12 protein-coding genes are annotated in these 10,985 nt (G+C 35.6%); 10 read left to right on the top strand and 2 right to left on the bottom strand.

The window, feature by feature from the left end:
- Positions 1–25: 25 nt before the first annotated feature.
- The 9 genes from smc to NZ519_07465 all read left to right on the top strand — a co-directional run bounded on the left by smc (position 26) and on the right by NZ519_07465 (position 8,884).
- Positions 26–3,613, top strand: coding sequence for a chromosome segregation protein SMC (gene smc / locus NZ519_07505; protein ID MCS7028601.1), 3,588 nt, complete (start codon positions 26–28; stop codon positions 3,611–3,613).
- A 90-nt stretch (positions 3,614–3,703) separates the two neighbouring features.
- The gene (gene nusB, locus NZ519_07500; protein MCS7028600.1) at positions 3,704–4,273 is read left to right on the top strand and encodes a transcription antitermination factor NusB; all 570 of its coding nucleotides are present in this window, start codon (positions 3,704–3,706) and stop codon (positions 4,271–4,273) included.
- The gene (locus NZ519_07495) at positions 4,270–4,560 is read left to right on the top strand and encodes a YtxH domain-containing protein (protein ID MCS7028599.1); all 291 of its coding nucleotides are present in this window, start codon (positions 4,270–4,272) and stop codon (positions 4,558–4,560) included. The genes nusB and NZ519_07495 overlap by 4 nt, the downstream gene beginning before the upstream one ends.
- 10 nt (positions 4,561–4,570) lie before the next feature.
- The gene (locus NZ519_07490; protein MCS7028598.1) at positions 4,571–5,008 is read left to right on the top strand and encodes a DUF1573 domain-containing protein; all 438 of its coding nucleotides are present in this window, start codon (positions 4,571–4,573) and stop codon (positions 5,006–5,008) included.
- Positions 5,009–5,014: 6 nt separating this feature from the next.
- Positions 5,015–5,683, top strand: coding sequence for a 3-hydroxyacyl-CoA dehydrogenase family protein (locus NZ519_07485; protein MCS7028597.1), 669 nt, complete (start codon positions 5,015–5,017; stop codon positions 5,681–5,683).
- Complete coding sequence (gene holA / locus NZ519_07480) at positions 5,683–6,717, top strand: DNA polymerase III subunit delta (protein MCS7028596.1); 1,035 nt, start codon at positions 5,683–5,685, stop codon at positions 6,715–6,717. The genes NZ519_07485 and holA overlap by 1 nt, the downstream gene beginning before the upstream one ends.
- Before the next feature lie 71 nt (positions 6,718–6,788).
- Positions 6,789–7,115, top strand: a complete 327-nt coding sequence (locus NZ519_07475) for a hypothetical protein (GenBank protein MCS7028595.1) — start codon at positions 6,789–6,791, stop codon at positions 7,113–7,115.
- A 28-nt stretch (positions 7,116–7,143) separates the two neighbouring features.
- Positions 7,144–8,244 carry a glycosyltransferase gene (locus NZ519_07470; protein MCS7028594.1) on the top strand — a complete coding sequence of 367 codons (1,101 nt, stop codon included), beginning with the start codon at positions 7,144–7,146 and terminating at the stop codon, positions 8,242–8,244.
- Positions 8,237–8,884: a thiamine diphosphokinase gene (locus NZ519_07465; GenBank protein MCS7028593.1), complete on the top strand. Its 648-nt coding sequence runs from the start codon at positions 8,237–8,239 to the stop codon at positions 8,882–8,884. The genes NZ519_07470 and NZ519_07465 overlap by 8 nt, the downstream gene beginning before the upstream one ends.
- Positions 8,885–8,904: 20 nt before the next feature.
- Here the strand turns inward: NZ519_07465 and NZ519_07460 are convergent, their stop codons facing one another.
- On the bottom strand, positions 8,905–9,618 hold the full coding sequence (locus NZ519_07460; protein MCS7028592.1) for a peroxiredoxin family protein: 714 nt from the start codon (positions 9,616–9,618) through the stop codon (positions 8,905–8,907).
- Positions 9,619–9,767: 149 nt separating this feature from the next.
- Here NZ519_07460 and NZ519_07455 point away from each other — a divergent pair, with 149 nt between their 5' ends.
- Positions 9,768–10,730, top strand: coding sequence for a sodium-dependent bicarbonate transport family permease (locus NZ519_07455; GenBank protein MCS7028591.1), 963 nt, complete (start codon positions 9,768–9,770; stop codon positions 10,728–10,730).
- A 42-nt stretch (positions 10,731–10,772) separates the two neighbouring features.
- Here the strand turns inward: NZ519_07455 and NZ519_07450 are convergent, their stop codons facing one another.
- Positions 10,773–10,901: a hypothetical protein gene (locus NZ519_07450; GenBank protein MCS7028590.1), complete on the bottom strand. Its 129-nt coding sequence runs from the start codon at positions 10,899–10,901 to the stop codon at positions 10,773–10,775.
- Between the last annotated feature and the right edge of the window lie 84 nt (positions 10,902–10,985).

Below are 10,985 nucleotides of genomic sequence, written 5' to 3'. Positions count from 1 at the left end.
GCAAAATTCATATTATTTTTGCATTGTGTTATTAAAAAGTTTACAAGTTCAAGGTTTTAAAACCTTTGCTGATAAGCTTAGTATTCATTTTGACCAAGGCGTTACAGGAATTGTAGGTCCTAATGGCTGTGGCAAATCTAACATCGTAGATGCTATACGCTGGGTATTAGGCGAACAACGCACACGCGTACTACGCGTAGAAAACATGACCGACGTTATTTTTAATGGTACAAAGAACCGTAAAATGGTTTCGCTTGCAGAAGCTACTATCACTTTTGAAAATAACAGAGGTCTGCTGCCCATGGAATATTCTACAGTATCTATTACTCGCAAACTCTACCGTTCAGGTGAAAGTGAATACTACCTCAACGGTGTCCCATGTCGGCTGAAAGACATACATCATCTTTTTTTAGACACAGGTATAGGCACAGATAGCTACTCTATCATAGAGCTTAACATGGTCAAAGATATTTTAGAAGACAAAGAAAATGCCCGCAAAACCATGTTTGAAGAAGCCGCAGGCGTAGCTAAATACAAGGTGCGCCGTAAAGAGACTTTGAAAAAACTTTCAGATACCGAACAAGACTTGATCCGCGTGGAAGATATTCTCGCAGAGATTGAACAAAATATGAAGCAATTAGAGCGCCAAGCGGCTAAAACTAAACAGTACTACGAACAAAAAGAACGTTACAAAGAATTAAGTATCCGATTAGCTCTACATAAATTCATTGAATTAGACCTAAAATTAGCTGAAATCTTAAAAAAACAAGAGCTTGAAACAGATAAAATTACTTCGATTGAAACAGAAATTGCTCAATTAGAAGCAGCATTAGAGCAACAAAAGCTTATTTTACTAGAAAAAGAGCAAGATTTACTCGCTACCCGAAAGCAAGTATCAGATTTACGCAATCTTATTCTTCAAAAAGAAAATGATCGCAAATTAGACCAGCAGCGGCTCAATCAACTCCACATAGACCAAAGGCGATATTTACTTCAAAATGACGAGTATAAACACCAAATTGAGCTTGCCCAAAACCAGCTACAAGCTGCACAAGAAGACCTCATTTCCTACAATATCCAATTGGAACAAATTGAGCAAGAATTGATCAATCAGCAGCAAGTTACTATTCAATTAAAACTACAAGTGGATACAGCTAAAAACCAAGTTCAATACACCCAGCAGCAACAAGAAACTGCGCGTAGCCAAATCCAAGACATAGAAAAACGCATTGAAATTGCCAAAGTAGAACTCAAAACCATAGATACAGAAATCTCTCGTTTAGAAACAGCAAATACAGAAAAAGAGGAAGAAATATCTTCTTTTACTGAAAAATTGATAGAACTAGAACAAGAATTAGAATTTTACAAAAATCGCATTCAAGAGTTATATCGCAAAGAAGATGAGTTAAACACCCAAAAAACTAAACTTGAACAAGAAATTTATCAAAAGCAGCAGGTTATCTATCAAAAACAGAGAGAATTAGACGCAAAAACGAGCGAATACCACCTACTTAAAAGTATGATTGATAACCTTGAAGGCTTTCCTGAAAGTGTCAAATTTCTCAAAAAAAATGCTACTCACCTTGTGCACTGCCCTTTATTAAGCGAAATAATACACGTAGAACCTCCCTACAAAGCAGCATTAGAAAATGTCCTTGCTCAATATCTCAACTACTACATTGTACCTAATAAGTCCTTTATTTGGCAGTCTATTCAACTGCTGCAAGAAAAAGAACAAGGTAAAGCAGGGTTCTTTTCTCTCAAAGATTTACCTAAAAATACTATCATTAACCTTGAAAATATTCCTGATGCTATTCCTGCTTTTAGCGTAGTTAAAACCGAAGCCGTTTATCAAGATTTGTTGTACTATCTGCTCAAAGATGTGTATATTGTTCCTGATGAAGCTTTGTACTATGAACATATTCAGCAGTCTAAGCATGTATTTGTAACACTTTCAGGCAAAGTAATACAAAGAACCTTTCACGTACGTGGAGGTGCAGTAAGTGTATTAGAGGGCAAACGTATTGGCAGAGAGCAAGAAGTAAAAAGGCTTGCCACAGAAATTCAATCTCTAAAAGATGAGGTCAACTTTATTTCACAACAAATTACTGTTTTACAAGATAAACTTAAACAACTTCAACATACTCATTATGGACAAGAAATTCGCACTGCTAATCAAGAGTATCAACATAAACTCAATGAAATCAACCGTTTCAAAACACGCCATGAGGAATTTTTGAATATCATTGCTCAAAATAAAGATAGAAAGCAAGCTTTGCAAATTCAAAAAAAATCTTTACAAGAGGAAATACAGGAGTTAGAGCTTGCCTTACCTGAACTTAAAATTGCCTTAGACCTTGCTTTGGATGCCTATCAACAAGCTCAACAAGAATACGAAGAAATTCAAAAACAACACCAAGATGCTTTACAACAGTATAATAACATTCATATTCAACATTTACAGCAAAAACATCTCATTCAAAACAAAGAAAAGGACATTCAAAATTTAACTACACAAATTCAACATTTAGAGCAAAGTATCCAAAGAAACGAACAAACTATACAAGAAATTCAAGTACAAATAGAATTACTTCAAAACACTCGTGTAGAGGGCGAAGAAGATCTTAAATCTTTGTACATTGAGAGGGATACCTTAGAAAACGAACTGAATGAGCAAGAGCGCCTATTTTTCTCTGAAAAAAATGCCATTTTAGAGCAAGAAAAGCACATTAAAGAAAAACGGCATCAAAAAGATATTGCGGCTAAAATTAAAAGCGAGTTCCAGCAGCGGATTGTGGAAATTCAAACGCAGGTCAATAATGTAAAAGAACGCATCAAAATAGAATTTGACCTTGATATTATGCAGGAGTTTGAGAATATGAAAAAAGCTGCCAACAATATTTTGCAGCTACCTCCTGAACGTTATCGTTCTATTGATGATGATGTTATGAAAGCTAAAATAGAGCTAGAACTACAACAGCTCAAAGAACGCTTATCGCGCACCACAGACATAAATCACGCAGCTATGCAAGCCTATGAAGAGGTCAAAAAACGTTATGACTTTATTGCCCAGCAACGAGATGATCTTATTCAAGCTAAACAGGACCTGCTTAAAACTATTGATGAAATTGATGAAACTGCTAAAAATCAATTTTTAGACTGTTTTGAGCGTATTCGAAATAATTTTATTCAAGTATTTAGAAGTCTTTTTTCCGAAGGTGATGACTGCGACCTTGTATTAGAGGACCCAATGTTTCCATTAGAAAGTAAAATTAACATTATTGCTAAACCAAAAGGTAAAAAGCCACAAAGTATCAACCAACTTTCAGGTGGGGAAAAAGCACTTACTGCCACAGCACTTTTATTTGCTATTTACTTACTAAAACCTGCTCCCTTCTGTATATTTGACGAAGTTGACGCGCCCTTAGACGATGCCAACATAGATAAATTCAATCAACTCATTCAAAAATTTAGTCAAAATTCACAGTTTATTATTGTAACGCACAACAAGCGTACAATGTCCTATATCCCTGTAATTTACGGCGTAACAATGGCAGAATCAGGTGTAAGTAAAGTAGTCCCTGTGGATTTGAGGGAAATACAGCAAGTTTGATAAATTAAATGGGATAGAGTGAGTGTAGAATCGTAAAAGTTTTTAAGTTGTCATAGCTTACAGCATGTAGCATAATGTTAATATTGCGCTATGAGCAGTGATTCATCAACAATTATACGAAAGCGTAGGGTAAGAATAGTAGCGTTCAACATGGTTTATGCAACTTTGGTCAATCAGGTAGAGCCTAATTTGTATTGGTTAAATACAACTCAGTACGCTAAAACTATACCTTCTAAAACCACAGAAGAAGCTGAAGAAGATGACCATTACTTGTTGTATCTAAAAAAAATAATGGAAAAGGGTAAAGACCACGAAGATTACATTATGCTTCATCAGTTGTATTATGACGCACTAAAATATGCTAATGAGAATATAGAAATTATCTCTCAATTTCTTAAAAATTGGGACTGGCAAAGGGTCAGTAGAGTGGAACAGGTGTTGATGATTTTGTGTGTTACTGAATGGCTACATTTTCCTGAAATTCCTGTAAAAGTCAGTTTGAATGAATATATGGAGATTGCCAAGTTATATGCAAATCCTGACGAAAGCCATAAATTTATTAACGGAATATTAGATAAAATTCTTGTATATTTGCAAAGCAATAAAAGAATTCACAAGGTTGGAAAAGGCAGTATAACTGAAAGCAAGAAAAAACTATGACAAAAAATACAGGTTCATTTTTATTAGGTTTGGGGATAGGCTTAGCCATAGGCATCCTGTTTGCCCCTGACAAGGGTAAAAACACTCGAGAAAAGCTTATCTTTCAGCTTCAAAATGCTTTCGAGCGGCTAAAAGAATACATCAACAAGCTGAAGAGCGAAGAAGAGCAGCTAGCTAATGAAGGTAAGCATCTTGCGCGAGAATTAGTTCGAGAAACCAAAGAAAAAGCCGAAGGACTACTTATGGATATTGAAGAATTGATGGAGAAAGTAAAAAATCAGCAATAGTGCTATGCACTTGAAAGCATTATCTGTAATAATCATAACCTTGATCGGTATAGTGGCTTGCCAACCCAATAAATCAGTGAAAGACCCTCAAAAAGCCCGTGAAGAATCCTTAAAACGCATAGAAGAAATGCGCCCTAAGATTCTTTGGGCAACTAAGCAGTATGATATGGGTCAAATTAAAGAAGGCGAAAAAAGAGAATTTGATTTTAAGTTCAAAAATGTAGGAAAAAGCCCGTTGCAAATTACTAATGCCCAATCTTCGTGCGGATGTACAGTTGCAGATTTTCCCAAAGCACCAATTCCACCCGGTGGAGAAGGCAAAATACATGTAATTTACAACAGTACAGGAAAACCAGGTATTGTCAACAAATCTATTACCATCACAGCCAATACGGATCCAAGTATAGAGGTTCTATACATCGTGGGTCAAGTTATACCAAAAAATTAAGTAAATATGAAAATTGCAGTTATTGGAACAGACAGAAGAGTAAAAGAATTTGAATCTGCTTTCGGTAATTTACACGAGGTTATACGAATCAGCGAAACTCAACTGCCAAACGAAGATTTAACCTTATATAATGCAATTTTTGATCTCAATTATGAAAACACTCCTCAGCATTTATTATACTATGCACCTCTTGTTAATAAACCTGTTATCATTTCTGCGGTAAAAACTACTCTTCAAAGAGAAATTAACCGTGTAGGTACTGTTAAATGTGCCTTATTAGGCATGAACTGCATGCCCACTTTTATAGATAGACCCATAATAGAGTGTACAGTTTCAGACCGTTCAGATAGAGATACATGGTTTAATCTTGCGGAACTGCTCAACAGAAAAGTTTCCATAGTAGATGATCGGGTAGGTATGGTTACTCCGCGTGTGGTCTGCATGATTATTAACGAGGCTTTTTTTACCTTGCAGGAAGGTACAGCCACTATCCAAGACATTGATTTAGGAATGAAATTAGGCGTAAACTATCCTTTTGGTCCTTTCGAATGGGCTAAAAAAATAGGCTATCGTGAAGTATATGAAGTTTTACAAGCAGTTTACAATGATTTATGCGATGACCGTTACAAAATATCTTCTCTGTTGAAACAATATGCATTAGAACATAAAGAGTAATGGCAAAAGCAAAAACAACAAGTGAGATTACTTTGCAAACACTTGTTACACAAATTAAAGAGAAAAAGTTTTATCCGATTTACTTTTTGTATGGAGAGGAAAGCTTTTTTATTGACCAAATAGAAAACTTACTTTTAACTCATGTTTTACAACCTCATGAAAGAGATTTTAACCTTTCCATCTTATATGGAAACGAACTAACTGCGGATAAGCTGGCAGCTATTGCCAAACGATATCCTATGATGTCAAACTACCAGTTAGTTGTAATAAGAGAAGCCCAAAAAATGCAAAAAGAGTTAGATAAACTAATACCTTATTTTGAAAATCCACAAAACAGCACTGTTCTTTGTTTTTGCTATAAAGAAAGAATAGAGAAGTTTGAAACTAAAAAATACGCTAAATCTATTCGCCAAAAAGGAGTTTGTTTTGAGTCTAAACGCCTATATGAATACCAAGTTCCACAGTGGATTGTAGAACATGCTAAAACCAAAGGGCTCAACCTCTCCGCAAAAGCTACACAGATGATAGCCATTCAAATGGGAAATGACTTGACTGCCATAGATAAAGAACTAGATAAATTAGCCCTAAACTGTACAGAATTTAGTGAAATTACGGAAAAAGAAATAAGTGAGTACATGGGTATTGATAGAGAGTTTAACTTATTTGAGTTTCTTTCCGCTATTGCACAAAAGAATAGACAAAAAGCATATACTATTTTACAGTATTTTGTTCGCAATGAAAAAGATTTTCCTACGGTAGTAATTGTATCTAACGTATTTTACTTTTTTGACAAAGTTTGGCGATTACATGCGCACCAAGTTTACGATGAGAAAAAAGCCGCTGAAATTTTAGGCTTACCTACTTTTGCTGCTAAGGATTATGTTGCCGCAGCTAAGCATTACGGCAAAGATAAGTTGGGTCAAATTTTGGAAGCAATTTTTGAAGCAGAACTAAGCGCTAAAGGAGTGGGCACGAACGATACAGTGCAAGGACTAATCGTACAAAGATTATTGCATAAAATTTTAAATACTTAGCTTATTGTGTCCTGACCTGATTACTGTTGATGCGATTGCCTTTGATAATTTTTTTCTAATTTTGAACTTGTATGAAACACTATTTGACAGCTACCTTATTTTTAGTCTTGAGTGCTACACTATACTACACTCCAGTGTATGCACAAAAAAAATCCAAAGAATCCAAAATTACTTACATATCTGTCGCTCCTCCTGTACCAAAGGAAGAAGTCAAACCTAAGCAACCTAAAAATACATTTTGGGTAGATGGATATTGGAAGTGGAACAGTAAAACACAAAGTTACAAGTGGGTGAAAGGAAGGTGGGTAAAAGGAAAAAAAGGTAAAAAATACCAACCTGGACATTGGACACAATCCGAGAAAGGGTGGTACTGGACACCTCCCAAATGGGTAAAATAAAAATATGCTTTTTGAATTCGCTTTTTATGTGTTAGCTTGTATCCTAGCGGGGTACTATGTTTTTTTTATGACTCGCCATGCCATAGGATTAAAATCTATTCAAACTCAGCTAAAACCTATTTCTGTCAAAGGTGCTACTATAATTGTACCTGTCCGCAATGACGCCGCTGCCGTGCGGCGCCTATTACCTTGTCTTTTAAGCCAATCCAAAATCAATATACCTGTCCAAATTCTGATAGTAGATGATCATAGCAACGATAACTTATATCAAACTATTCAACCTTACCTTGGTAAGGTTGAGTATCTTGCTTTGCCAAAATGCAAACACGGTAAAAAACATGCAATTGAATACGGAATAGCTCATGCAAAACATGAAATTATCGTTACTACCGATGCGGATTGTGTTATGCAAAAAGAGTGGCTACATACAATTTTGTCTTGCTTTGGTCCAGAAACACAATTTGTATCTGGACCTGTTTTATTGGAATCTAAAACACTTTTTGAAACTATACAGCAAATAGAACTCATGGGTTTAGTAGGAATTGGAGCAGGAGCTATTTATTTCAACCAACCTAATCTATGTAATGGCGCTAATATTGCCTACAGAAAAGATGCTTTTCATAAAGTAAATGGCTATGCAGGAAGCTTACATTTAGCTTCAGGCGATGACGAACTATTGATGCATAAAATACACACGTATTTTAATAATCCTCAAAGTATCGTATTTTGCAAAGATTACAAAAGTATAGTTTTTACACCTGCGCAATCTACGTTTAGGGATTTTTTACAGCAGCGAAAAAGGTGGGTCTCCAAAGCTACTCACTATCAGCGTAAAAGTTTGATTTTTCAGCTAATCTTAATTTATCTTTTTTACTTGATGCTGTTTATCAGTACTTTATCTTGTTTTTGGAATCCCACAATATTATATTTTGCGTTATTTTTATGGGTAGTTAAGTTACTTGCGGAATGGAGCATAATCGGACAAATGATGCAATTCTTTAAATGCACTTCAACAAAGTACATTTTAATTTTTGCGGTAGCTCAACTCTTTCAACTTGTGTACGTAATATGGGCAGGATTAGTAAGTTTGCGACCTACTTTTACTTGGAAAGAAAGAACTTATGTCTAAATGGACGGCTATAGTGCTTGCTAATGGACTACCTTGTTCCCAAGAGCTAACACAAAACTTGTTAAAAACTTACCCTGCGTCTATTAAACTTGTTCTTGATGGTGCTATGCAGTATGTAAGACAGTACAACATACTTCCTGATATCTGGCTAGGAGATTTTGACCACAACTTAAACACGCACGCATTTCTACTTGAATATCCAAACCTTAAACTAGTACATACTCCAGACCAAAATTACACAGATTTAGAAAAAGCGTTAGCTTGGTTGCAAGAACAAGGTTTTCAGCAGGTTCATATTCTTTGGGCAACAGGTAAGAGGTTAGACCACACCCTCAATAACGTAGCAAGTATAGCGCGATTGAGCAACGTTTTTCAAAAAATCGTATTGTATGATGATTATTCTATCTGTTTTCCTTTGCCTAAGCATTTTGAAAGCTACTTTGCAAAAGGTACAATTATTTCTCTAATTCCCTTAGGCGTAGTAGAGGGTATCGTTACTAAGAATCTCAAATACCCGCTTTTGAATGAAAAGCTCATTTTGGGGTATAGAAACGGAAACAGTAACGAAGTTTTAGAAGATGGACTTGTTCAAATTAGCTATAACAGTGGAGATTTGTTAATGATAGTAAATAAAACTTAAAGAGTGGCAAGCAAAACAAACTACTGTGCGGTGTACTCTTCTTTCATTTTGTTTTCTAAATAATTCCATGAATAGAGTTCTAATTTTTCGGCATCGCTCATTTTTGCAATATAGCGAATCATGTCCGAGTTGCTGAATACTGCCCTTACTCTACCATCTTCGCCAATAAGATATACCACAGGTACAGGAATTGTGTAGTAATCTGTATTTATGTTTTGATGAAGTTCTATGCCTGCACTTTTCAAATTCTCTATTTCTGGGTGATTTTTAGGTACTTTATATGCACTTTTGTACATATTTACAATGCAATTTCCTCTATCATGGCAGAAGGTGATTTTTGCGCCTGTTTCTTCTACCATAGACTGAATTTGTTCTCTACTGTCAGGTGTAATTACAATTACTTCTACTTTCTTGTTATCTAAAGCCCATGCTCTTTGAACTAATCCTAATATGCGGTTAATGGATTCCGTACGTATAGGACTAGTGGGATTACTGTATATGGCATGGCTATAAAACATTAAAAGTACATTTTTTTTGCCTTTGTAATTTCTTAAACTGATGCTATTACCTTCTTGACTTATTGTTACAAAATCGGGTGCTTTGTCGCCAATTTGCATAAACTCAACTTCTTTTGCCAGCTTACTGAATATACTTTCTTCACCTTGAACCAGCTGCGCCAAAACACTGCTGCATGCTACTACTGTAACAATAACAGCAACTGCAATTTTTTTCATGTATCTTCAAAAGTTTTGACAAAGTTAGACAATCTCTTTTATTTATCCAAACTTTTTTACACAAAAAGCTTAATCTTAAACTCACACAACTTGAATTTAGACACTTTTTTATTTTTTTGCTTAATTGCATAAAGTTCTACCAAGTTCGTATGAATTTTGAAATTTTATTTTCTAATCTCACTAATCCTACTCTGTTATTTTTCTTGCTTGGAATTATTGCTGCGTTAGTAAAAAGTGATTTAGAAATTCCTGCTACTTCAAGTAAGTTCATTTCTTTGTACCTTTTATTTGCGATTGGCTTCAAAGGTGGACAAGAGCTAGCGCATAGCGTATTCAGTTTTGAGATTATTTTTTGCATACTTTTTGGAATTGCCATTTCTTCAATTATTCCGATATACACTTTTTTTATTCTCAAACGCAAAATGGACGCCTATAATTCAGGTGCAATTGCGGCATCGTATGGCTCTGTAAGTGCAGTAACTTTTGTGTCAGCGGTGTCTTTTCTTGAAATGCAGCAAGTAAATTTTAATGGGTACATGATTGCTGTGATGGCGTTGATGGAATCCCCTGCAATTATAGTAGGTGTCATTTTGATTAGAAAGTATAGTCATGTAACCGAAAAAAAATCAAATATGCGAGAAATTGTTACACACTCTTTTGTCAATGGTAGTGTGTTGTTAATTCTTGGTAGTTTAGTCATTGGTTTAGTGGCAGATACAAAGCAGGCAGAAGGGATTAAACCTTTTACTACTGATATTTTCAAAGGTTTTTTGTCTATTTTTTTGTTAGAAATGGGAATGGTTACAGCAAGGCGATTTAGAGCTTTTCAGGCACATGGTTTATTTTTAAGTTTGTTTGCGATTCTGGTTCCGCTTGTAAATGGATGTAGTGTAGCTGCACTTAGCGGTCTGATTAGTCAAAATGTAGGCAATCGGTTTATGTTTGCGGTTTTAGCGGCAAGTGCTTCTTACATTGCAGTACCTGCGGCTATGCGAATAGCTGTTCCAAAGTCAGATCCAGGGTTGTATATCCCTATGGCATTAGGTTTAACGTTTCCTTTCAATATCACAATAGGAATGCCCATTTACTACGCAATAGTGGGCAATTCTTGATTTTGCTTGGACTTAGAGTTTGTTTATTCAGTGCTATTATCATCATGGTGTAAAATTTCTTTTAGGTCTAATTTTTTGAAAAGTTAATTTTTTGGGCGTGCCCCTTGCTAGCGCAAGGGTCGGGGCATTCCGCACTACGCTTCGCTTCGGTGCTCCGCTAACGCTGCGCACTGCCTATCGGCATGCTCCATGCCCCTCACGCAATTGAATAACACTCCCTCAATACCCTCAACTTGACCTTATTTACCTCATCCA

The sequence above is a fragment of the Bacteroidia bacterium genome (assembly GCA_025056095.1).
In the GTDB taxonomy this organism is placed as follows: Bacteria; Bacteroidota; Bacteroidia; order JANWVE01; family JANWVE01; genus JANWVE01.
Note: the sequence above shows the minus strand (reverse complement) of the source record. Positions and strands in the feature narration are given on the sequence as shown.

What these genes read in the sequence shown, in the direction of transcription:
- nusB (MCS7028600.1), top strand. Translation starts at nt 3,704, where the DNA reads ATGAGCAGTGATTCATCAACAATTATACGAAAGCGTAGGGTAAGAATA.
- NZ519_07495 (MCS7028599.1), top strand. Translation starts at nt 4,270, where the DNA reads ATGACAAAAAATACAGGTTCATTTTTATTAGGTTTGGGGATAGGCTTA.
- NZ519_07485 (MCS7028597.1), top strand. Translation starts at nt 5,015, where the DNA reads ATGAAAATTGCAGTTATTGGAACAGACAGAAGAGTAAAAGAATTTGAA.
- holA (MCS7028596.1), top strand. Translation starts at nt 5,683, where the DNA reads ATGGCAAAAGCAAAAACAACAAGTGAGATTACTTTGCAAACACTTGTT.
- NZ519_07475 (MCS7028595.1), top strand. Translation starts at nt 6,789, where the DNA reads ATGAAACACTATTTGACAGCTACCTTATTTTTAGTCTTGAGTGCTACA.
- NZ519_07465 (MCS7028593.1), top strand. Translation starts at nt 8,237, where the DNA reads ATGTCTAAATGGACGGCTATAGTGCTTGCTAATGGACTACCTTGTTCC.
- NZ519_07460 (MCS7028592.1), bottom strand. Translation starts at nt 9,618, where the DNA reads ATGAAAAAAATTGCAGTTGCTGTTATTGTTACAGTAGTAGCATGCAGC.
- NZ519_07455 (MCS7028591.1), top strand. Translation starts at nt 9,768, where the DNA reads ATGAATTTTGAAATTTTATTTTCTAATCTCACTAATCCTACTCTGTTA.